Below are 21,952 nucleotides of genomic sequence, written 5' to 3'. Positions count from 1 at the left end.
GGCCCGGGCCGGTGTAGGGAGGTGGTGGCGTGGCCGTCAGTGAGCAGCAGCTCGACCAGATCGCCGCCACCGTCGCCGACCTGTACCGGCGCGTCGAGCTGGCCACGGTCCGCGCGGTCACCGCGCGGCTCCGAGACGGGCTCGCCGCGAACCCGCTGCAGGACAAGGCCGACGCGCTCGCGAAGCTTCGGCGTGCGGCTCAGACGATCCTCGCTGCGCTGTCCAGCAGCGCTGGCCCGGCGATCCGTCAGGCGGTGGCTGCAGCGTACGCGGCCGGGTATGGCGGCGCGCTGACCGGCCTACCGGAGGGCTGGTTTCCCCGGTCGGGGATCGGCCAGGACGCCCGCGCGGCGTCCGAGGTCGCGCCGAACATCGCCACCATCGAGGCCATCGCCCGAGCCGTGCACACCGACCTGGGCCACGTCAGCCGCAACATCCTGCGCGACATGCTCGACGCCTACCGGGCCGTGCAGGTCGAATCCGCGGCCCGCATCGCGTCCGGGGCGTTCACGCGCAGGCAGGCGGCGCAGGCGGTGTGGCAGCGGCTGGTGGACAAGGGCATCACCGATTTTGTCGACTCCGCCGGCCGTCGCTGGCGGCTGAGCTCGTACGCGGAGATGGTGACCCGCACCAACGTCAAGCGGGCGGCCGTCGAGGCCCAGAACCACCGCCTGGCCGAGGTCGGCCTAGAGCTCGTGTACGTCCAGGACGTCGTACAAGAGTGCCGCCTATGTCTCGTCCCCGGCACCGTCGTAGAGGGGCCAGTACCCACGTGGCGTACTCGATCGGAGTACACCGGCGACGTAATCAGCATCACGACGGCCAGCGGAAAGAATCTGACGGGAACGCCAGATCACCCGGTGCTCACCGCCGCCGGGTGGCGCGCTCTCAAGGATCTTCAGCCAGGCGACCAAGTCATCAGCCACAACGGAGAGCAGCGGTACCCGGGTGTCATGCCAGATGACGTACAGGTGCCAACCCTCATTGAAGAAGCGGGCAAAACGCGGGCTCCACTCCTTCTTGCGGGCCCAACCCGTCGTGATCTCGACCGCAACATTGCCTATCGCGAAATCCGCGCAGTGTTCCCCAATGAGGGCCTGCTGCCGGAAGACGGCGCCGCGCTCTGTGAGCCAGTGCGCGACCTGAGCCTCATAGATCGAATCGGAGCCCGCTCGACGCTCTTTGGCCAGAGCGATGGCCTCGCGTACCTCGCTGGGCCGGGGCCTGCCGGTGTTGGCCTCGTGCATGGGGTCGAGCATCTGGGCGCGCTGTTCGGGAGTGGCATCGCGCCAGCGCTTGAGCATGGTCTCCCTGGCCATGGTGGAGCGCTCGTGATGGGTCAGTTCGGCCATGTAGCGGACGATGCCGTTGTGCTTGGGCCTGGCCTGGACGCCTGCTCGTCGCAGGTAGTCGGTGACAGCGCGGTCGCTGACTTCATAGGCGATGCCGAGGTCCGTGATGGTCTCCCCGTTCTGGTAGCGGGTGACAAGGTCGGCGGCCTGCTCGTCGCTGAGTTTGCGGGTGCGCTGGCCATTCGTGGCTACCTCGACTCCACGCGAGGCGAGATGGGTGACGACCTTCCGATGGCCGATGTGGAAGGCGGCCATGAGCTGCTTAATCGTCTCGCCGGCACGGTAGCGCTGGACGAGATTGTCAATGTCGACGTCCGTCATTACTCGGGGCACGTCTGGGACCTTTCGACTGAACCGGCCTGGTTTATCGCGAACGGCATCGTTACGCACAATTGTAGGCCGTTCGAGGGCAAAGTTCTATCGATTGGCCCTGATGCCCGTTCGGGGAAGATCAAGTTTGAGCACATGATCGAGGACGACGTCTTCATCGAAGTCGACGTGGTCGCCACCCTGGACGAGGCCCGAGCGCGCGGTCTCCACCACCCGAACTGCCGCCACAGCATCTCGGCATATCTGCCTGGTGTGACCAAGCTGCCGACGAACACGGCCGACCCCAAGGGCAACGCGGCTCGCGTCCGGCAGCGCGCGATCGAGCGGGAGATCCGCAAGTACAAGGAACGCGTGGCGGCGGCCTTGACCCCGGACGCGCAGCAGGCCGCGGCCGAGCGGGTGCGCGCGTGGCAGCAGATCATGCGCGACCACCTCGCAGCCAACCCGACGCTCAAACGGCTGCCGTACCGCGAGCAGATCGGCGGCGGGAACACGCCTGGCAAGCGCGGCCCCGAGGGCGGCGCGGTCGGTGACGTCAGCCCGCCGCAGCAGGGCAGCGCGTTGGACCTGCTGCCTCCTGATCTTCGCGGCCCGATCTGACACCTCGCGCAGGAGCGCACGCTGCCGCCGTCCGCGCCTGTGCGGCCCCGTGCGCACCTTTCGCGCACCAGTGAGGTATCTGTGCCGCCCGCACCCTCCTGGGGCGTCTGTGGCGGCCCTGGAGCGTTCCCGCCTGCGCTCGAACGCCCCCACCTGATCTTCCGCCCGCAACGGGCGGCGCCCCTGCCCGCAACGGGCAACCCACCACACCCATCCCGAAACGGGAGACACGCATGCTGCTCGACACTCCAGTCATCACCGTGCCCGGCGCCATCATCGGCTACCGCAAGGACGGCCGGCCGATCCGCCTCATCGCCGGCGGCTCGGGCGAGGACGACACCACGCAGACGGACGAGACCGCAACGGACTCGACCGCTGACGACGGCAAGCCCGACGACGCGCAGGACAAGCCCGACGAGACCGGTGACAAGCCGGACACCGGCAAGTCCAAGCCCGGCGACGACCTGGAGTTCTGGAAGCGCAAGGCCCGCGAGCAGGAGACCCGCGCCAAGGCCAACAAGCAGGCGGCGGACAAGGCCGCTGCGGACGGCAAGGCGCTGCTCGACAAGGTCGCGGAGGCCCTCGGCCTCAAGTCCAAGGACGAGGACCCCAAGGCGGTCGCCGAGCAGCTCACGACCAAGCTCGGCAGCACCGAGGGCGCGCTCCGGGCCAAGACCGTCGAACTGGCCGTGTACAAGGCCGCCGCCAAGAACGGCGGCGACGCTGATGCGCTGCTCGACAGCCGAGGCTTCCTCAGGGCCCTCGACGCTCTCGACCCGTCCGACGACGGGTTCGACAAGGCCGTGGCCGACGCGATCCAGACCGCCGTCAAGGCCAATCCCAAGCTCGGCGCCGCGCTGGCCGAGGAGCCCAAGCCCAAGCCGTCCAGGTCGGGCGGCGAGATCCCCGGCGCCCCGAGCGGCGGCAGCAAGCGCCCCGCCGGCGGCCTGGCCGGGGCCATCAGCAAACACTACCGATAGGAGGGCATCGTGCCCGTTACCCTTGCTCAGGCGCAGGTCAACGCGCGTGACGACATCACTCACGAGGTGATCGACAATCTTCGTCGGTACTCGTGGGTGGCCGACCAGATCGTGTGGGACGACACCGTCACCCCCGGCACCGGCGGTGCCTCTCTGGTGTACGGCTACACCCTGCTCAAGACCGCCAGGGCGGGCGCGTTCCGCGCGATCAACGCGGAGTACACGCCCGGCGTGGCCGAGCGCGAGCACAAGACCGTGAGCCTCAAGCCCCTCGGCGGGAGCTTCGAGGTTGACCGGGTGCTCGACGGGCTCGGCCCGGCGCAGACCGCCGAGGTCGCATTCCAGATGCAGCAGCTCCTGGTCGGCACCATGACCAAGCTGACCGACGCCATGATCAACGGCGACACCGCCGTGGACGTCAACGGTTTCGACGGCCTGGACAAGCTGCTGGTCGGCAGCTCGACCGAGTACATCCCGGCGGACGCGACCAAGTACACCGACTGGACCGTGGCCACGGTGGACAGCCAGGTCAAGGCCAACCAGCGGCTCGACATGGTCGACGAGTGGCTGTCCTCGATCGTCCCGAGCAAGACCGGCTCGGGTGACCTCGGCGCCCCTGGCGCGCTGCCGCCCGGGGTCAAGGCCATCATCGGCAACACCAAGAGCATCGCCCGTCTGAGGGCGCTGGCCCGGTGGGCGGCGATCTACACGTCGGAGAAGGACGACCTGGGCCGTCAGATCGAGCGGTACGGCGACTGGGTGCTCATCGACGCCGGCGACAACGCGACCGGGGCGGGGCCGATCGTCCCGATCGAGACCCGTGACCCGGACGGCGCTGGCGCTGGCGGCAACATCACCGGCCTCACCGACCTGTACGCCGTGACGTTCGGGCTCGACTCGTTCCACGGCGCGGCCATGGCGGGCCGCCAGTTCGTCCGGTCGTGGCTGCCGGACTTCTCCACCGCGGGTGCGGTCAAGACCGGAGAGATCGAGGTCGGCCCCGGCGCTGTCGTGCTCCGCAACACCAAGGCGTGCGGGGTCCTGAGGAACGTGAAGGTGGCTGCCTGATGCGCTACTACAAGATCACCGCGCCGTCGCAGGACTACCACGGCAGCGTGGGCGGCGTCGGCTTCCACAAGGGTGTTGCCCGGGTCGCAGAGGACGAGGCCGGTACGGCGCTCGACTACTTCCGGCGCAAGGGCTACGACATCGAGGTCATCGAGGAGACCGCGGTCGAGGAGCCCGAGAAGCCGGCCGAGAAGCCGGCTGACGGCGACGGCGGCGGCGACGAGGGTGACGGCGGAGGCGAGGAGACCAAGCCCGCGCAGCCCGCCGCCACCCCGGCCAGCACCAGCCGCAAGGCCCGATAGGAGGCCCTGATGGCGCGTACTGCGCTGACCGCTGTCACCCCCTCCGAGGGGGGCATCGACCTCGACGGCGTCGACACCCCAGCGGAGCTCACCGACGGCAACAGCTTCGTGTGGGCACCGGGCCGGAAGTTCTACGTCAACAACGGCGACGACGCCGCGCTCACCGTCACCGTGCAGTCAGCGGCCACGGTCGGCGCGTCCGCGCTGGCCGTCGCTGACCTGCCGATCACCGTGGCCGCCGGCGCGCGGCGCCTGTGCGGGCCGTTCGGCCCCGAGTACCGACGCGCTGACGGCACGGTGTGGATCGACTACGCGGGGACCACACCGGCGAACGTCACGGTCGCCGCCCTCGACTGAGAGGGGGTGGCCGTGGCGCGCGTCTACGCGACCCTCGCCGAGCTGGCCGACTGGTACTCGCCTGATCCGGTGCCGGACGGCATCACGGATCGGGACCTCTCCCGCGCGAGCAGGCTGATCGACAACAACCTGCTCAAGACGGCGTTCTACGACGTCGACACCGACGGCTATCCCACCGACCAGGACCAGCGCACCGCCGTCCGTGACGCGTGCTGCGCCCTGGTCGAGTGGTGGGAGGCGAACGGCGACGACGGCACCGGCGCGGGCGGGAACCTGACCAGCGTCACCGCGGGCAGCATCAGCTACTCGCGCGGTAGCCGGTCGAGCAGCTCGGGCGGGGGCGGGGATGATCCGCGCATCTCGCGCGAAGCCGTCGAGATCCTGGCCGCCGCGTTCACGCTGCGTGGCGTCAGCATGTGGGACTCCTGATGGCGCGCGGGCGCATCCCCGGGTGGATGCTCACGCAGCTCGGCCAAGACGTCACGATCGAGCCCTACCTCGGGTCGGGCTCGTTCGGCCCGGTCTGGGGGCCGCCTGTCACCGTGCGGGCGCTGGTCGACAACCGGCGCCGCCGGGTCCGGTCGGCGTCCGGGACCGAGGTCATCAGCGAGTCCACCATCCGCGTGCAGCTCACCGTGACCTGCCCAGTCGGGTCGCGGGTGACGCTGCCGGACGGCCGGACCGGGGTCGCCATCACCAACGCGCGACACGACGGCGGCACCGTGCGGGTGCCGTCGCATCTTGAGGTCGCCCTCACCTGAGTTAGGAGGTGAGCGGGTGCCCAAGAGCGCGCGGTTGAAGCTCAACCTCAAGGCCGTGTCCGCCCGAGAGCGGGCGGGCGCGATCAAGGGCCTGAACATCGCCCTTCTCCACCTGCTCGGCGAGTCACAAAAACTCGTCCCGCTGGAGGAGAGCATCCTCTCCGACTCGGGCACGCCGTCCGTGGACGAAGGGGGGTTGAGGGGTGCCGTCTCGTACGACACCCCTTATTGACGCTGTCCGACAGCATGAGGATCTTGGACTGCGTCATGACGAGGGAAGATCAGCAAAGTATCTTGAGACGCCGATGACGGTCGAACGTGACACCGTATTGGCCCTCATAGCAGCCCAAATCCGCAGGTCACTGCGGTAAAGTGAGAGCAAAGAACCCCGGCGAGTGCGCCAACACTCCCGGGGCGTGGCCGATCCCGTGGAGGGGACCGACATGACTGAGCGTACCTGCACGCTCGGAGGGTGCAACAAGCCGCACTACTCCAAAGGTATGTGCAAGCCCTGCTACCGCCGCGACTACTACGTGCGCAACGGTGAACGCGAACGCGCCAACTTCAAAGCGTGGCGGGAACGCAATATCGAGCACGAGCGTCAGCGTTGGATTGCGTGGCATGCTGCGAATCGCGATGCTCTCGCCACACACAAACGGGAGTTGTACGCGGCGGATCCTGAGGGGGACCGTAACCGCGTTGCTGAGTGGCGTAAGCGGAACCCGGGAAGCCATCGCCGCTGGCGAGAGGCCAACCCAGAGAAGTGGGCTCTGCTCAACCGTGCGAATCAGCGGCGGAGACGCTCCGGAGACAAGGTCGACTACTCCAAGATCCTTGAGCGTGATGGCTGGGTCTGCCACATCTGCGGCTACCCGATCGATGGCCTAGACGACTTGCACTTTGACCACGTAATCCCGCTTATCAAGGGCGGACCGCACAGCTTGACGAATATCAGGCCCGCCCACGCGAAATGCAACCTCAGGAAGGGCGCGAAGCTTCTCGAAGAACTCGCCCTAGTCTGAGTCCCTTGACAAGCCCCGGCTGATCGGCCGGGGCTTTTTCATGCCAGGAGGTGCGGTGACGCTCCTCGACGAGTGGTGCTCCCTGCTCGATGAGCTCGGACTTGGCACCTACCAGGTGGACGGCGGGCTGGGCGGCACCATCTTCCACACCGTGCTGCCACCTGAGCCGGACGTGGCCATCGCCGCCGCGCTGTACGGCGGCGACGAATCCGACAGCCGCAACCCGTGGTCCGAGCCCCGCATCCAGGTGCGCGTGCGCGGCACTTCGACGGACGCCGGAGTTGCCGAGCAGCTCGCCCAGGACGTCTACGACGCCGTGCACGGGCTCGGCGCTCGGGAGCTGACGCCGGGTGGGACGTGGCTGCAACTCGCGGTCGGCGTGCAGGCGGGCCCTGTCTACATCGGGCCGGATGCCAACGACCGCCACGAGTACACCGTGAACTTCCGCGTGGACCTTGACCGGCCCACGCCCAATCGCCCCTGAGGAGGCGACTATGGCTCAGCGGCGCATCAACGCGCGCGACATCATTTTCGAGGTCGAGGACGCCACCCCAGACACGTGGCTGCCGGTAGAGCGGCTGACCTCGGTCACGGTCAACCCCAGCGAGGGTGAGGAGACCGTCGACACCACGGACTTCGACAGCGAGGGCGTGGCCGAGTCGGAGATCATGCAGCGCGGCGCCAGCCTGGAGCTGGAGGGCCAGGCGTTGCAGGACTCCGTCACTGGGGCGCTGCCGGTCGGTCGTGCCCGGGTGGAGGCGATGGCCGGCGAAGACAAGGTGGGCTTCGAATCGCTCGGCCGGGTGCGGTTCCGGTACCCGACGGCTACCGAGTGGCGCATCTGGACCTGCACGTTCTCTCTGGGTGAGCAGGGCGGCGGCAACAACGACAAGGTGTCGTGGGGTGCCACGATCACCAAGTCGGGGCCGACGACCACGGCGGCGGTTGCCTGATGAGCGACGTCGACTTCGAGGCCGAGGACCGGCCTGAGTTCGAGTCCTGGGACGCGTTCTGGGACGAGACCCTCCGCGCCGAGGCGGCCGAGCGCGGCCAGCAGCCGACCGAGGTGATCCGCGGCGTCACCGTGCGGGTTCCGCAGGACCTCCCGCTGTCGTTCGAGTTCAAGGCCAAGAAGCTGAAGAACAGCGACAGCGAGCAGGATTTCGCGGCGCTGCTCGCCAACCTGTTCGGCACCGACGTGCTCGACGCCTGGGTGTCCAACGGGATGGGCGGCAAGGAATTCAAGGTGGTCCTGGCCTGGGGCCTGTCCCATGGCAAGGGCAAGCCGATCACTTTCCGCGAAGCGTACGACAGCGTCATGGCCGCCGAGTCGGATGACGCCGACGACGCCGAGGACGAGGGAAAAGACTCACCCCAGAGGAACGCCGCATCCGGAAGTACTGGGGCGCGATCGAGGCGGACTTCCACCGCGAGTACGGGCTCCTCCCGCAGGGCATCGCGGCGCTGACCTGGCGTCAGTTCTGGGTCCGGCTCGCCTTCCTGCCGCCTGAGTCGGTCTATCACCGCATCACCGCGAACGAGCCGATCGAGCTGACCGGCGAGCACGCCGAGGCGTACATCGGCACTCTCTGACCTGCGCATGCGAGAGGTGGTGATCTCTCGTGGCGCTCACCGTGGGCGAACTTGTCGGCTTCATCGACCTCGAAGACGAGGGGTTCACAAGCGAGCTGGACCGGGCCGGGAAGGCGCTGGAGAAGCTCCAGTCGACCACGACGGCCAAGACCGCTCAAATGGAGTCGACCGTCACGCGCAGCATGGCGCAGATCGAGCGCGCGATCGACGACGGCACCGACTCCACCGAGGCCGTCGCCGAGCTCAAGCGCATCGAGGAGGCCATCGACCGGCTCGACAAGAAGACGACGCTGGAGATCGACGCCGAGATCACCGAGGCCCTGGCAGCTCTCGGGCTGCTGGAAGCCGCTGCGGGCGAGGCCGGCGAGCAGACCGCCACCCGGTTCTGGCAGGACGCCAACGGCAAGTGGCACGACGAGAGCGGCAAGTTCGTGTCCGCGTCGTCGGCCATGTTCGACGGGGTCACCGCGGGCGCGGAAAAGTCGGCCGGCCTCCTCGGCAAGGTGTTCAACAGCGCTTTCTCCTCGATCGGCGAGACCGGGCCGATGGCCGTCGTCAAGATCGCCGCCGCCATCGAGCTGCTGCCCGTCGCAGCCAAGATCGCCGCAGCGGGCGTAGGGACGCTACTCGGCGCCGCCCTGCTCTCGGTCGGCATCAAGGCGGCGCTCGGCGCCGACACCGTGCAGCGCAGGTGGAAGCTCCTCGGCGACCAGATCGGCGACGGACTGGACGACGCCGCTCAGCCGCTGGAGGGCAGCGCGCTCCGGGCCGCCGACGTGGTCGAACGCGCTTTTCGGCAGTTGCAGCCGAGCCTGGCGCGCGTCTTCCGGGATCTCGTGCCCGATGTAGATCATTTCGTGTCACAGGCGGGCGCTGGGCTGGCCACCTTGGGTCCGTCGCTGGAACAGCTCGGCGACGCTTTCGGCAGCGTCCTGTCGGCGCTCGGTGATCGCATGCCCGCGATCATGCTCAATATTCAGGAAACGATCGACACGTTCACCGAAATGATGAACGACGATCCGCAAATGCTGGCGAATCTGATCGAGGATGCGACAGCGTTCATTTCGGTGCTCGCAGAAATTCTGCAGCATGCCGATCTCATTCATGCCATCCTGACGGTGCCGATCAATCCGACTAACCTCGCTGATTATGCGCTCGAAGCGATGGGCGTGGTTACGGCCCAGCAGGTTTTGGAGGATCAGGCCGAACAGCTCCCGACCGCCCTCGGAGGTCTGACCAAGGGCCTGCGGGACGCGATGCAGCAGGCCGACGAAACGCAGGATAAGGTTAAATCCCTTTCCGACGAACTGGCGCGATTCTTCAACCCGGCCCAGAACGCCCTTTCCGCCTCGAATAACTTTTCCAAGGCGTTGAAGGAAGTCCGGAAGCAATTGGAGGAGGGTAAGCCCTCTCTGCTTGAGCGGAAGATGGCGCTGGAGGATCTGCTCGGCGCGCTCGCGACTAAGGCCGAAGCGGAGAAGGAAAGCACCGGCGCGACGACCGCCTCAACGAAGGCGTTCGAGGACAACGCGGCGATGCTGACCAAGTTGGCCGGCGAGTCGGCTGAGGGCGGGCAGGCGCTGATCGGGTTGGCTCAGAGTTTGGGTTACACGGTCGATGAGACCAAAAAGGGCATCAAGATCACCGACGAATTCGGGAAGACGATCACCACCATCCCGAATAACAAGAATATCGACGTCAAGGCCGACACTGCCCAGGCGCAGCGCGAGGTAGGCAAGGTCTCGACCAAGCTCGACAACCTGAAGGGCGACGCCAAAAAGGCAGGTCAGGACGTCGGTTCAGGCTTGATCGCAGGAATCAAGAGCCTGCTCGGTGACGCCATGGCGGCGGCCAAGAGCCTCGGCCGATCAGTGATCGACGCGTTCAAGAAGGAAACCGACTCGCACTCGCCGAGCCGCGAGTTCGAGCAGCTCGGCAAGTGGACCGTCCAGGGCCTGGTCCAGGGTATTCGGGCCGAAGAAAGCACCGCCGTCGAGGCCGTCGAGCAGATGGTGGACAAGATCAAGGAAGCTTTCGAGTCCGAGCCTGACGTCGCTGACGGCCTGATTGCCTTTATTAGTAGGGGCAACGACTCGCTGAAGGCGCTCGCGGAAAAGCGCGACGAGCTGGTGGAAAGGCTCGCGAACGCAAAGGAGTACGCCAAGAAGGTCGCGGGCGATGCCCGCGAGTGGGCGGACATCACGGGCATGTCCGAGGACGAGATCAACTCTGGCGACTTCTCGGGGGCATTGCAAAACCGGGCACAGTCGATCAAGGATTTCGCCAACAACATCAAGTCGCTTGCTGAGCGCGGCCTGAACAAGACGACCCTGCAACAGATTATTGATGCCGGGGTTGAAAAGGGCGGCTCATTCGCTGAGATGCTGGTGGGCGCGGATGGCTCGGAAATCAAGGCCATCAACAAAGCCCAAAAGATGATTGACAAAATGTCCACGCAGCTCGGAAAGAACGGCGCGGACGCCATGTACGACACCGGGAAAAAGGCCGGTGAAGGATATTTGAAGGGCTTGACGGAATCGCTCGCCAAGCTCGACAAGGAAATGAAGAAGATTGTTGACGCCTTGGTGCGGGCGATCAAAAAGGAATTGAAAATCAAGAGCCCGTCGCAGGTCATGGCCGACATCGGCACCCAGACCATGGCCGGCCTCGTCGTCGGCATGCAGTCCATGGCCAGCGCGGTCATGGACAGCGCGACCGGCCTCGTCCGCGGCGCAATCCAGGGAGCACAGGCAGCCGTCACCGGCGGCGGCATGGGCAGCATCGGAACAGCACCCGGCACTATCGGCCGAACCTCGGCGGTGGCCGGGCTGGGCCTGCAAGGCGTCCCGTACCAGGCGCAGCAGCCTGGCCAGCAGGCCCCGGCTGCGGCCGGGATCGTGGTCAATGTCGACCAGCGCGGGAGCACGATCCGCGAGGACCTCGACATGACCAAGTACGCCCGCGAGGCGGGCTTCCAGGTCGCCGTCCAGGCATAACCCCTCATCGACAGCAAGGAGGTGGTCCGGCCATGCCCGGACTTCAGGGATACAGCCCGGCCGACCTGGCGCGGCTCAGGTCGGCCCAGCACATCCGGGGCGGCCGCACGCACGCCACCCGCGACCAGGTGCGCGAGTACCGCGATGGCGCTGGACGGCTCGTGCAGGAGCGCACGGATCAGCTCGGCAGCATCATCCGGCGCCGCCGGGTCGGGCGTGAGGGCGAGGCCCAGGACGTCGAGGTTTTCCTGCCGCATCTGCGGGTGCAGTGGCGGCCCATCGCAACGGAGGAACGATGAACGGACTCGGGCTGCCCGCAGCGCAGCCGAGCGTGGCCGAGCTGGAGGCGCAGCTCGCCATGGCCCGCGCGCTGGAGCCGATCCAGCGCGAGCTGGCCGACGCCAAGCGGGCGTATCGGGACGCGCTCGACGGCGGCGACCAGGCCGTCATCGAGGCGGCGAAGGAGCGCAAGCGCAAGGCGGCGCACGACGCCAACGAGACGCGGACATGGCTGCGTCGCGAGGCCAGGATCGCCAAGCTGCGCCAGCAGCTCCCCGCCCTGGTGGAGCGGCTGGCCGGCCGCATCCTCGACCCGGACGGCCGCGAAGACGTTGAGCTGCGGGCCGAACTGCAGGAGCGGGCGGACGGGATGCGGCAGGAGCTGGAGGCGCTGGAGGGTGAGGCTGTGCCCCTGCGGGAGCTGTTCGCCGCCGCCGGCCCGCCCGTCATCGTCGAGACGCCCTCGGTGACCGAGGTCGAGTTGCCCACCGCGACGGTGCGCGCTCGCGCGCAGAAGGGCGGCAAGTGACATGGCCAGTGGACTGTACGTGGTCACCTACCAGGACGTTCTCGACACCACTCAGCTCGCCCTGGACCTGGACCTGGAGACGCACAAGTTCGCCCTCTACACCTCCAGCAAGACGCAGGACTACAACGCCAACAGCGTCTACAGCGCAACCAACGAAATCTCGGGCACCGGGTATACGGCGGGCGGCAAGGTCGTCACCGGCACCGCCCTGTCCCTGCCCGGCTCGGGGGTGCTCAAGTACAGCTCGGACGCGGTCTCCTGGCCGTCGAGCACGCTGACCGGCGTGGCGAAGGTGGACATGTATGCCGCCGCGCTCGCTGGCCTGAACCTGATCATGGGCATCGACCTCGGCACCACCTACAACACCAGCGATGGCACGTTCCTGCTGACACCGCACGCAAACGGCCTTTTCCAGGTCGACTTCACCCCCTGACCAGAGTCCTTCCGCTGGTCGAACCGCCGCCCACGGGCGGCCTTTTGCATGAGAGGGGGCGGGTATGGCGATCGCGCTCGCGGTGAACCCGGCGATGGGAACGGGAAGCCCGATCACGTCCCCGACGTTCAGCCCGCCTGCCAACAGCGTGCTGGTGGCGGTGCTCACGGCGTTCGTCAGCGGCGCCGTGACCGTGTCCAACACCGTCACGCCGCGGACGTGGACCCGCCAGGTCGTGCACCCGGACACGACCGGGCTGGCCATCTACACCGCGCCCAACCCGACCGCGCTCACCAACATCACCGTGTCGGCGAGCGCCGACCTGATCGGCGGCGGACTCAAGGTCTACGTGCTCACCGGCGCGCACGCCTCGGCGTTCATCGGCCAGACCGGCACCGGCGCCAGCGCCGTCAACAACGCCAGCCCCACCGCCTACACCTCCAGCCAGGCCGGCAGCCGCGGCATCGCTGGCGCGCTCGAAGCCGCCGGCCTCGGCGCCCCCAGCTCGACCGATGACGAGTCCACGGTGGAGATCGCCGACATCGGCGCCTGGGGCATGGCGCTGATCAAGGCGGCCAACACCGCCACGTCGGGTGAAGCGGTGCCCATCAATTTGGACGCGGCTGGCGGCGGCACCCCGGACTGGGACTGGGTGGCGCTGGAGATCCTGCCCGCCTCCACCGATGCCACCGCCAACCCCGCCACCGTCAACGCCACCGCCGCCGTTCCCGCACCGGCTGTGTCCATCGGCGCCGGTGCCAGCCCGGCCGCCGTCACCGCTTCGGTCAGCGTGCCCAGTCCGGGAGTGTCGGCGGGTGCCTCCACCACCCCGGCCACCGTCGCCGCCTCGGCCAGCGTGCCCAGTCCGAGCGTCACCACCGAGTCCGCCGAGATTGTCACCCCCGCCACCGTCAACCTCGCCGCCGCCGTTCCCGCACCGGCCGTGTCGGCGGGGGCGTCCGCCCAGCCTGGCAGTGTGCTGGCGGCGGCCACGGTGTTCCTGCCGGACGTGGACGCCGTGTTCAACGCCTCCGTCACCCTCCCCGCCGTTCAGGTGGCGGTCACGGTGGACGGTGCCACCGCGTCCGTGCCGGTGCTGCCCGGCGACCAGCTCGACGGGCTGGCTGGCCAGATCGAGATCTATCCGGGGGTCGTGCTCGGGCGCGGCACCCCGTACCGCTGGCAGGCGCTGGAGGGCTGGCGCGGCAAGGACGTCCCGGACAGCGGGAACGCGCCCCGGGCGAACAGGCACGGGTCCGCTCCCGGCCGGCCGTACGGCCGCGAACGCGTCCTCACCTGGTCGGCGCTCCTGCGCGTGCCGCGAGACGAGGTCGAGGCCGCCGTGCTCGCCCTGGAGAACGCGACGCCGCTGCTGGACACGGCCGAGCAGTGGCCGATCGTCATCAACGACCTGGGCACCCCATACGTCTCGTACGGGCGGATCGACCGGGTGCACATCCCCCTCGACCGTCTGATCCGGCTCGGCCACGCCAAGATCGTCCTCCAGTGGATCCTTGCCGACCCGCGCCGCTACAACGTCAACGCCACCGGCGTCACCGTCCCCCTCAACACCACCGTGCCGATCTCCAACGCCGGCAACGCGAGCACGCACCCGATCGTGCGCATCCCCGGCCCGGCCACCACACCGCGCATGACCAACCTCACCTCCAACCGCGTCCTGGAGATCAACACCACCGTCGCCTCCGGTGAGGAGCTCGTGGTCAACACCGACCTCGGCACCGCCAAGACCGGCCCGCCCGACAACCCCACCGTCGACGTGCCGATCACCGACTCCAGCGTGTCGATCGACGACTGGGTGCTCGGCCGCGGCAGCCAGGACATCCGCTTCACCGCCGCCTCGGGCGGCTCCCAGGCCGAGGTGCTCTACAAGGACGCCTGGAACTAACCGAGGGGGTGAACATGCCCGCCTCCGTCCGTTCGGCCAGTTTCGGCAGCGCCGCCGACAACCACGTCACCGTCGCCCGGCCCACCTCAGTGGCGGCCGGTGACGTGCTGTACGCGGTGCACGTGTGCACGCACCCGCTCGCCGCCCAGCCGGTCCCGACCGGATGGGCGGACATCCGGCTGGACGAGGATGCCTTCCTGGCCACCCGCATCCTGCGGCTGATCGCCACCGGCAGCGAACCCTCCGCCTGGACGTTCGAGCAGGCCGACGGCGGCGACGGCGTGGTCGTCATCGCCGCCGTCGCCGGCGCGGACCCGGCCGCGTCGATCCGGATCGCGATCGCCGCCGCGGGCGAGGGCGTCACCACCCCTACCGTCACCCCCGCCGCCGCCAGCCACCTCGAACTGCGCATCCCGGCCGTCTTCTGTCATCCGGACCCGATGGAGGTGGCCGGCCCGGCCGGTTATCAGCTGCGTGGCCAGGAGCAGGGCGGGCAGGCGTTCGCCGCGCTCGCCTCACGGCAGATCTCCAGCAGCTCCCCGTCCGGGGTGAAGGAGTTTCCGCTCAGCGCGGGTTCGCCGTTCTCGGTGCGCGGCATCACCATCAGCATCCCCTCAGCCGGCCTGGACGTCGAGGTGCCGCCGATCCCGCCGGACACCCCAGGCGTCGGCGACGGCTTGTACCTGTACAGGTTCTCCCGGCTGTTCGGCGGGCATCTCGGAGACCTCGCAGTCCACCAACCATCGTTCGAGAAGCGGATCAGCCGCCGCGGGCAGATCAACGTCGGCAACTTCTCCAGCACCTTCCCCATCAGCGACGAGAACGCTGGCGATCTGGCCGCGAAGATCGTGCCTCGCTACCGGACCGATCTCCTCAGAGGCCCGGGTGTGACCGTGTGCGACATCTGGCGGGCGGGCGTGCACTGGGGCCGCTACTGGATCACCGGCGCCAACATCCGCAAAAGCAGGCGGCAAACCCCGGTGCTGTCCCTGTCCGGCGCCAGCCTGGAGGCGTTCTTCCAGTACGTGATGCTGGAGGAGTCGCTGACGCCGTACGTCGGCGTCGACCGGGTCGAGGTCGGCCGCCAGCTCATCGACCACATGCAGCTCCAGCCGTTCGCGGACCTCGGGCTGATCCTGCAAGCCGGGGATTCGGGCAGCGTGATCGACCGGACGTTCGAGGCGTACCAGGCCATGTACGGCCAGCACCTCGCGAGCACGACGGATGGCGTGGACGGCTACGAGTGGATGATCAACTCGGAGTTCGGGCCGGGCGGCCTGGAGTTCCACTGGAAATGGGGCGTCCCCCTCGGCGACCCCAACGCGGCCCACACCTACACCGACAGCCCGCACGGCGGCAACATCCTCGACTGGTCGATCGAGTGGGCGCCCCTACAGCGCGGCACCCGCTGGCGCGTCCGCGGCGACACGATCGACACCGACGCCTCCACCGTGTCCAAGCCGCTCATCTCGGCGGCGTTCGACAGCCCGCATCTGGCGACCGGCGTGTGGCCGCGCATCGACCGGATCGTGGACCGGCCAGGCATCCGCGATGTCGGCCAGCTCGACGAGATCGCCGAGCAGCTCGCGCTCACGAGCGGCGGCGCGCCGCCGGTCTTCTCGATCACCGTCCTGCTGGGCGAGGAACCGTCGATTCATCCGAACATGCTGGGCGATCCGGCCCGCATCGTGATGACGAACGAGTTCTTCAAGCGGGTCAACGGCGGCGCCGGCCTGAACGAGCGCAGGCGGATCCTCGGCATGCGCGTGACCGCGACCGGCCGCGAGAACGGCCGCGACGAGGCCGAGCTGTTCATCGACGACCAGGCCGTCGAGTAGGGGGGCCAGACGTGGACGGGTTTCCCGACGATCAGGCCAGAATCACCCGGCAGATCCAACGCGACATCGTGCAGGCCCAGACGACCGCGGGCACTTCCCGGCCGCTGCTCGAAGCCAGCGCGGGCTGGATCTTCACGGACCGCACTACCCCGCCGACCCCGCCTGCGGGGAAGACGCACATCTACAGCCAGGGCGGCAGGCTGTGGGCGGCCAGCACGGCGGGCGCGGTGCCGCTGCTGCTGCCCCCACAAGGCCCCCCAGTCGCGGACGTGCCCGAGGTTGACGCGCCGATTCTCGGATCCTCCGCGACCGTTGTCGGCTCCGACTACAACACCATCCGGGGCGACCTCATCGACCTGTCCTCCCGCGTACAGGAGCTGATCGAAAGCCTGCGACTCGGCGACGTCATCGGCACCTGACCCCGCTCGTACAGCGGGCCGTCCGCACTGGCGGCCCCCTCCACCCATCACGGCGCCAGCCGTACAACACCTGCACGGAGGCGCCATGCCGCAGCCCGACTCCCTCGGTCACATCCAGATCGGGGCCAGGGAGATCTATGACCAGCTCCTCGCGACCGATCGCAAGGTCGACAACATCGGCGGGAAGGTCGAGACGATCGGCGGAAACCTGTCGACTGTCGGCGGCCAGGTGAGCGACCACGAGACGCGTATCCGGGTGCTGGAGCGCGGCCGATGGCCGTTGCCGTCGCTGGCGGTTGTGTTCGGCGCGGGGTCGCTGGTCGTGACCATCATCAATCTCATGTCCAAGGGGGGCTGATGGTGGAGATCGTCAGTCGCAGGGAATGGGGTGCGGCGGCGCCGACAGGCGCGCTCACGCCGCTCGCGCGCACACGCGGGGTGAAGGTGCACTACACGGGCGGCCGGGTGTCGCCTGAGATCGTGCGCGACCACGACGTGTGCGTGCAGCTCGTCAGGGATGTGCAGCGGATGCACATGTCCGGCGGGCGGGAGACCCGCTACGTGGACATCGGGTACAGCGTGTGTGTCTGTCCGCACCAGCGGGTGTTCATGGGCCGTGGCCCTGGCCGTCTGCCCGCGGCGAACGGGCCGGGCCTGAACGCCGGCCACTATGCGGTGCTGGCGCTGGTCGGAAACAGCGGGTTCACCGAGCCGAACGACGGCATCAAGCACGGGATCCGCGACGCGATCGAGTACCTCCGCCGGGAGGGCGGCGCTGGCCCGGAGATCAAGGGCCACCGCGACGGCTACGCCACGAGCTGCCCGGGCGGGCCGCTGTACGAGTGGGTCAAGGCCGGTGCGCCCAGGCCCAAGACGAGCAGCGGCGGCGGGGCGCCGGCGGCGCGGCTGCCCGAGCTTCGGCCGGGCGACACCAGCCCGCACGTGGTCACGCTGCGGCGGGCACTCGGCGCCGCGGACACGACCTCGAAGAAGTACGACCCGACAGACCCCGACCTGGCCGCTCTGGTCGAGGCGTTCAAGAACCGGCATGGCCTCAAGGGCGGCCTCGTGTGGACGGCCGAATGCTGGGACATCCTCAACGAACGGAGATCGTCATGAGAAAGCCCCTGCTCGTCGTGGCTGTGGCTGGCCTGGTGCTGGCGGGTGCTGGCGTGGGCGCTGCGGCGTCGGCTGCGTGGAAGGAGCCGGCCAAGAGCTACGGCGGCTGCGTCTCAAAGAGCACCGGCTACCTGCGGATCCTGGAGCGCGGCAACCTGCCCAAGTCCGTCAGCGGCGCGTGCAAGAGCACCGAGCGGAAGATCACGCTGTACTCGCGGTCGGGCGTCGACAGTCTGGTGAAGCCGCTCAAGGGGTTCGAGCTCACCCTCGACGGCACCACCGCGACGTGCAAGCCGAACGGCTCCACGTCGGCGGGCCTGCCCAAGTTCGCGTGCGTGAAGGCGACGCCGACCGCGAGCCCGTCGCCGACGTCCTGACCGCCTGCGGTCCCTCAGCATCTCGCCCCGTGCCGCCCGGTGCGGGGCTTTCTCGTCTCCTGAGGAGGAGATCATGAACGACCTGATCCTGTCGTGGATCCGTACCGCCGTGCCGGCCGCCGTGGGCGCGTTCGTGGCGTGGCTGGCCCTGCGTGGTGTCGAGGTGGATCCGCAGACCGTGATCGCGGTGACGGCCGCGGCTGGTGCTGCGGCGACGACCTTCTACCAGGCGGTGGTGTCGACGCTGCAGCGGCGCTGGCCGATCGTGGGCGTGCTGCTGGGTTCGACTCGGCGGCCGACGTACAGCGCTGACCAGGGTTATCACCCGGGCCAGCACACCGGCCGGGACCTCACCGGCTTCTGATCCCTGCACGACAACGGCCCCGCTCTCCTTGGGAGGGTGGGGCCGCTTTCGCGTTGTACGGCTACCGTAGCGGCACCAGCCCGATCACCGCGTCCTCAGCGGCTCTCTCCGTGTGCTCGCCGGCGTTCTCGTCGCTGGACATGGGCAGGAAGCTCACGACCAGTGCAACCCAGCCACGGGCTCGCGCGGGTGCGATCCAGTCACCATGGACTGGAATCGTGAACTGTTGGCCGTTCGGCGCATGCAGGGTGGTCCAGCCGTCGTCTGAGATGGTCACATGGACGTCGCTCGGGGGCGAGGCGGTGAAGGCGCGTGGCCGAGAGTCGAACCCGAGAGCGCGGGCCACGCTGGGCATCGTCTGAGGCGCGCGTTCGTCCGGCGTGGCCAGCAGGAGGAATGCGGCGTCATCTCCGTCAGGTGCGTCACCCAACCAGCCGGACAAGATGAGGTCGCCGAGTTGTCCGCCCAGGCTGCTGCTCATGCGCTTCGCTCCTTCTGCCACTCACCCGAGATCCACGCGTCCACGTCGGCCCGCTCCCACAGCGGGGTACGGCCCACGCGGTCGGCGGGCTCCGGGGCCAAGCCCTTGCTCGGATGCGCCTTGGACCGCCATGAGGCGGCGGTCATGTACCGGCCGTGCGTGGCCAGGTAGGCGACTACTGCTTCGGCCGTCATCAGGGTGCTGGAGTCGTCCACCTGCACCAGCGGTTCCCCGCCGAGACTGGAGGGGGTGGCGCCGACGATCCGCCAGCCGGGAGGGATCTTCGCTGCCTGCCGTTCCAGCCACTCGGCGGCGGGCATGCTGGAGTCGGCCGGATACCGGTCCCAGCGCGCCCAGTCCATCGTGAGCGGCTGGTCAGCCTGCTCAGGCGTGAAGTACGCCTCCCACTGCGGTTGCACGTCGCGGATCCGCTTGTCCGAGCGGAGCCGGATAGTGCCCGCCACAGCGTCGGGGCAGTGGCTGATGGCCTCAGCCAGAGCCCGGGCGCGAGGCGACAACTCGTCCAGCTCCACCTCGTCGTAGCCAGCAGGGATCGATCGGGTGCGCGGGCCGGTCGCATCCCGGAGAGGGGTGCGGACCTTGATTCGGACGGTGGTCATGCTCACTCCTTCCAGGGCTTTAAAGGTCGGTGGCCTGCTCGATCAGCTTGTCCGCCTCCTTAGACCAATGCGGGTGGGACAGAGCGCGGGGGCCGTCCGGCTGGGTGGCTCGCAGCGCCACCATGAGCATGGTCATCGCTGCCTGGGATGCTGCGCCCGTGCTGTCGTAGCGAGGTGTGCCGTAGGTGGCGCCCTCGTGGAAAGCCTGATCCGCCTGGATGCGGTAGTACCTGGCGTGCCTGGCGAGTTCGGAGAGGATTGTCTGCGGGTCGGTGTTCTGCATGGCGTGCCCCTTTACATGTAGTCGTCGCGCTCGGCGCGGACGCAGCCGAGTTGGAAGGAGACCAGCCGCTCAAGCTGGTACCAGGCGGAGTCGTCCAGGCTGACCTGGGCGGGATCGATCGGGCCCATGACGGCGGTGACGTTGCGGGCCTTGACGTCGGCCAGCAACTTCTTCAGCCCGGCGGTGCTGCCTGCGTCGGCGGCGGCGTAGGCGCTGTCGGTGACGACGTCGCAGAACTCCTGGGTCAGGTCGGGGAGCACGGGCTTCACCTTCCGGGTGCCGAGGGCGATCCGCCGGGCGAGGGAGGCGGCTTCGATGACCCACCGGCCGGCGACCTTGGCGGCGGCGACAGCTCCGCGGCGGCACCAGGTGCGGATGGTGGCGACGGTGACGCTGGCCTGGGTGGCGGCGGTGGTGGTGTCCATGCGTCAACAATGCATCGTCACGATGCGCATCGTCAAGATGCACGCCGAGATTCGGGGACTTCTCTGCTCTACGGGCCAGGCTGACGCCCGGCGGCTGCCGACATCAGCGAGGCTATGAGACCCGAATCCAGTTCCCGCACCCTTCCCGTGCGGTGAAGCCCTCGCCCGCGCGCAGCGTGAGCGTGATCCCGTTCGGCGCGTTGTTGACGAGCTGGTTGGCGATGATGTCGCCGCTCCCCGTCGAGCGCTCCCAGTAGCAGTCCGTCACCGGCTTGGACACGGTGCGGTACGTGCCCGGCTTGATGTCCTTGCCCACCGTGTGCGTTCCCTCGCCGAACCCTCCCTGGGCTCTCTTCCAGACCGGCAAGTACTTCGGGCACAGGTGCTTGACCGCGGCGCCGTACAGCACGGCGTCGCGCTGGTGCTCGATCACCAGGTCGACGGTGGGCGGCCCCTCGTAGGCGTCCTCGTCGCCGCGCCCGCAGATCGCGTGCCCTTCCTCCAGGCGGCGGTTCTCGTTGAGCCGTTCGCCGTCCTCAAGGTGTTTGGTCAGCTCGGCGAGGAACGCGGCCTCGGCCTTCGTACGCTGGGGTGCGGCGTCATCCTTCGCGGCAGGCTCGGCTGCGTCCTCCGTGGCGGCCGCGGCCGTCGTCTCGGGTTCCTTGTCGTCCCAGTTGAGCGCCTTGGCGAGGCCGAAGAATCCCACCAGGGCGGTGGCGATGACGGCCAGGGAGATGACCGCGCGGTTCGGAGAGGTCCGCCGCGGCGGTGGCGGCGGGGACGGCGGCCCGTAGCCGGGGCCAGGCTGGGGGCCGGCGTACACCTGCGTCGGCGGCAGATAGCCGGAATGCGTCTGCTGGGGGCTCGGCTGCGCCGGCGGGCCGTACGGCTGCGTCATCTCGGCTCCTTGATCGGGCTGGAGACGATTGTGACGCGTGAGGGGCCGGTTCGGTTGGCGTATGCCGGATTCGGTGTGGTTCTTCCGGGGCTGCTGAGGCTGGATGCCGCCTGCGCGGGGCTGTAGTGGCCTCTGGTGCGCTATTGGGTCTGTCCGGCCCCTTGTTCCGTCCGGACCTGTCTCGCGGCCTCTGAGAGCCATACAGAGCCTTACGTCATGACGTCCGGACATGGAAGCGGCCCGCCCCCGAGAGGAGAGGGGCGGGCCGCTGACCGCGCGAGCGGTGCTCCAGGATGGGTTACGCGAGGCCCCCCGCGCCCCCACGAACCTTGTCCTTCAGCACTTCACTCGGGCGGAACTTGGGTGCCTTCCGGGCCGGGACCTCGGTCGGCTCGCCAGTCTTGGGGTTGGTCCCCTTGCGCGCCTTCAGGTCGGCCACCTCGAACGTGCCGAGACCCTGCCAACGCACCTCGCCGCCGTGCACCAGTTCCTCGGTGATGACGAACTGCAGGGCGTTGAGGACGGCCCTGATCTCGGACTTGGACGGCGTGCCGTCGGCGGCGGCGATGGCCTCGATCAGCTCGGCCTTGTTCATGTCCCCCCCTGGGATGGTCTCCGTG

29 protein-coding genes are annotated in these 21,952 nt (G+C 68.6%); 23 read left to right on the top strand and 6 right to left on the bottom strand.

Features of this window, described 5'->3' with window-relative positions; translation table 11 throughout:
• Positions 1-29: 29 nt before the first annotated feature.
• The 23 genes from HII36_RS29760 (at position 30) to HII36_RS29650 (ending at position 18,625) form a co-directional block, all read left to right on the top strand.
• Positions 30-2,282, top strand: a complete 2,253-nt coding sequence (locus HII36_RS29760) for a phage minor capsid protein (RefSeq protein ID WP_173526587.1) — start codon at positions 30-32, stop codon at positions 2,280-2,282.
• 233 nt (positions 2,283-2,515) lie between these two features.
• Positions 2,516-3,262 carry a hypothetical protein gene (locus tag HII36_RS29755; protein ID WP_173526586.1) on the top strand — a complete coding sequence of 249 codons (747 nt, stop codon included), beginning with the start codon at positions 2,516-2,518 and terminating at the stop codon, positions 3,260-3,262.
• A gap of 9 nt (positions 3,263-3,271) precedes the next feature.
• Positions 3,272-4,330 (top strand): major capsid protein, encoded by a 1,059-nt coding sequence (locus HII36_RS29750; protein ID WP_173526585.1) that lies wholly within the window; start codon positions 3,272-3,274, stop codon positions 4,328-4,330.
• Positions 4,330-4,632: a hypothetical protein gene (locus HII36_RS29745; protein ID WP_173526584.1), complete on the top strand. Its 303-nt coding sequence runs from the start codon at positions 4,330-4,332 to the stop codon at positions 4,630-4,632. The genes HII36_RS29750 and HII36_RS29745 overlap by 1 nt, the downstream gene beginning before the upstream one ends.
• A 9-nt stretch (positions 4,633-4,641) precedes the next feature.
• A complete protein-coding gene (locus tag HII36_RS29740; protein WP_173526583.1) occupies positions 4,642-4,989 on the top strand; it encodes a hypothetical protein in 348 nt (115 codons plus the stop codon).
• Positions 4,990-5,001: 12 nt separating this feature from the next.
• Positions 5,002-5,418, top strand: coding sequence for a head-tail connector protein (locus tag HII36_RS29735; protein WP_173526582.1), 417 nt, complete (start codon positions 5,002-5,004; stop codon positions 5,416-5,418).
• 26 nt (positions 5,419-5,444) lie between these two features.
• Complete coding sequence (locus HII36_RS29730; protein WP_217370133.1) at positions 5,445-5,750, top strand: hypothetical protein; 306 nt, start codon at positions 5,445-5,447, stop codon at positions 5,748-5,750.
• A gap of 16 nt (positions 5,751-5,766) precedes the next feature.
• Positions 5,767-5,982 carry a hypothetical protein gene (locus HII36_RS55925; RefSeq protein WP_217370132.1) on the top strand — a complete coding sequence of 72 codons (216 nt, stop codon included), beginning with the start codon at positions 5,767-5,769 and terminating at the stop codon, positions 5,980-5,982.
• 211 nt (positions 5,983-6,193) lie between these two features.
• Positions 6,194-6,772, top strand: coding sequence for an HNH endonuclease (locus HII36_RS29720; protein WP_217370131.1), 579 nt, complete (start codon positions 6,194-6,196; stop codon positions 6,770-6,772).
• A gap of 55 nt (positions 6,773-6,827) precedes the next feature.
• Positions 6,828-7,256 (top strand): minor capsid protein, encoded by a 429-nt coding sequence (locus HII36_RS29715; protein WP_173526580.1) that lies wholly within the window; start codon positions 6,828-6,830, stop codon positions 7,254-7,256.
• 10 nt (positions 7,257-7,266) lie between these two features.
• Positions 7,267-7,725, top strand: coding sequence for a phage tail tube protein (locus tag HII36_RS29710; protein ID WP_173526579.1), 459 nt, complete (start codon positions 7,267-7,269; stop codon positions 7,723-7,725).
• Entirely contained in the window at positions 7,725-8,240 is a 516-nt protein-coding gene (locus HII36_RS29705) for a hypothetical protein (protein WP_173526578.1), read from the top strand. Before HII36_RS29710 ends, HII36_RS29705 begins: the two co-directional genes overlap by 1 nt.
• A gap of 154 nt (positions 8,241-8,394) precedes the next feature.
• Positions 8,395-11,361 carry a hypothetical protein gene (locus HII36_RS29700; protein WP_173526577.1) on the top strand — a complete coding sequence of 989 codons (2,967 nt, stop codon included), beginning with the start codon at positions 8,395-8,397 and terminating at the stop codon, positions 11,359-11,361.
• A gap of 32 nt (positions 11,362-11,393) precedes the next feature.
• Entirely contained in the window at positions 11,394-11,660 is a 267-nt protein-coding gene (locus HII36_RS29695) for a hypothetical protein (protein ID WP_173526576.1), read from the top strand.
• On the top strand, positions 11,657-12,169 hold the full coding sequence (locus HII36_RS29690) for a hypothetical protein (RefSeq protein WP_173526575.1): 513 nt from the start codon (positions 11,657-11,659) through the stop codon (positions 12,167-12,169). Before HII36_RS29695 ends, HII36_RS29690 begins: the two co-directional genes overlap by 4 nt.
• 1 nt (position 12,170) lies before the next feature.
• Positions 12,171-12,602 (top strand): hypothetical protein, encoded by a 432-nt coding sequence (locus tag HII36_RS29685; RefSeq protein WP_173526574.1) that lies wholly within the window; start codon positions 12,171-12,173, stop codon positions 12,600-12,602.
• 64 nt (positions 12,603-12,666) lie between these two features.
• Entirely contained in the window at positions 12,667-14,508 is a 1,842-nt protein-coding gene (locus HII36_RS58075) for a phage tail family protein (protein ID WP_173526573.1), read from the top strand.
• Positions 14,509-14,522: 14 nt separating this feature from the next.
• The gene (locus tag HII36_RS29675) at positions 14,523-16,346 is read left to right on the top strand and encodes a hypothetical protein (RefSeq protein WP_173526572.1); all 1,824 of its coding nucleotides are present in this window, start codon (positions 14,523-14,525) and stop codon (positions 16,344-16,346) included.
• Positions 16,347-16,357: 11 nt separating this feature from the next.
• Positions 16,358-16,765 carry a hypothetical protein gene (locus HII36_RS29670; protein WP_173526571.1) on the top strand — a complete coding sequence of 136 codons (408 nt, stop codon included), beginning with the start codon at positions 16,358-16,360 and terminating at the stop codon, positions 16,763-16,765.
• A gap of 85 nt (positions 16,766-16,850) precedes the next feature.
• Positions 16,851-17,123 carry a hypothetical protein gene (locus HII36_RS29665; RefSeq protein WP_173526570.1) on the top strand — a complete coding sequence of 91 codons (273 nt, stop codon included), beginning with the start codon at positions 16,851-16,853 and terminating at the stop codon, positions 17,121-17,123.
• Positions 17,123-17,884 (top strand): peptidoglycan recognition protein family protein, encoded by a 762-nt coding sequence (locus HII36_RS29660; RefSeq protein WP_173526569.1) that lies wholly within the window; start codon positions 17,123-17,125, stop codon positions 17,882-17,884. Before HII36_RS29665 ends, HII36_RS29660 begins: the two co-directional genes overlap by 1 nt.
• Complete coding sequence (locus HII36_RS29655) at positions 17,881-18,261, top strand: hypothetical protein (RefSeq protein WP_173526568.1); 381 nt, start codon at positions 17,881-17,883, stop codon at positions 18,259-18,261. Before HII36_RS29660 ends, HII36_RS29655 begins: the two co-directional genes overlap by 4 nt.
• A gap of 73 nt (positions 18,262-18,334) precedes the next feature.
• On the top strand, positions 18,335-18,625 hold the full coding sequence (locus tag HII36_RS29650) for a hypothetical protein (protein ID WP_217370130.1): 291 nt from the start codon (positions 18,335-18,337) through the stop codon (positions 18,623-18,625).
• Positions 18,626-18,686: 61 nt separating this feature from the next.
• On the opposite strand, the gene HII36_RS29645 is transcribed toward HII36_RS29650, so the two are convergent.
• The 6 genes from HII36_RS29645 to HII36_RS29620 form a co-directional block, all read right to left on the bottom strand.
• On the bottom strand, positions 18,687-19,106 hold the full coding sequence (locus HII36_RS29645) for a hypothetical protein (RefSeq protein ID WP_173526567.1): 420 nt from the start codon (positions 19,104-19,106) through the stop codon (positions 18,687-18,689).
• Entirely contained in the window at positions 19,103-19,726 is a 624-nt protein-coding gene (locus tag HII36_RS29640) for a hypothetical protein (protein WP_173526566.1), read from the bottom strand. Before HII36_RS29640 ends, HII36_RS29645 begins: the two co-directional genes overlap by 4 nt.
• Before the next feature lie 19 nt (positions 19,727-19,745).
• Positions 19,746-20,009, bottom strand: coding sequence for a hypothetical protein (locus tag HII36_RS29635; protein WP_173526565.1), 264 nt, complete (start codon positions 20,007-20,009; stop codon positions 19,746-19,748).
• A gap of 11 nt (positions 20,010-20,020) precedes the next feature.
• Entirely contained in the window at positions 20,021-20,434 is a 414-nt protein-coding gene (locus HII36_RS29630) for a hypothetical protein (RefSeq protein WP_173526564.1), read from the bottom strand.
• 112 nt (positions 20,435-20,546) lie between these two features.
• Complete coding sequence (locus tag HII36_RS29625) at positions 20,547-21,332, bottom strand: hypothetical protein (protein WP_173526563.1); 786 nt, start codon at positions 21,330-21,332, stop codon at positions 20,547-20,549.
• 298 nt (positions 21,333-21,630) lie between these two features.
• Positions 21,631-21,952: HU family DNA-binding protein (locus HII36_RS29620; RefSeq protein WP_217370129.1), on the bottom strand; the 322-nt coding region annotated here is incomplete at its 5' end.

The organism is Nonomuraea antri, assembly GCF_013283785.1.
GTDB lineage: Bacteria > Actinomycetota > Actinomycetes > Streptosporangiales > Streptosporangiaceae > Nonomuraea > Nonomuraea antri.
Note: the sequence above shows the minus strand (reverse complement) of the source record. Positions and strands in the feature narration are given on the sequence as shown.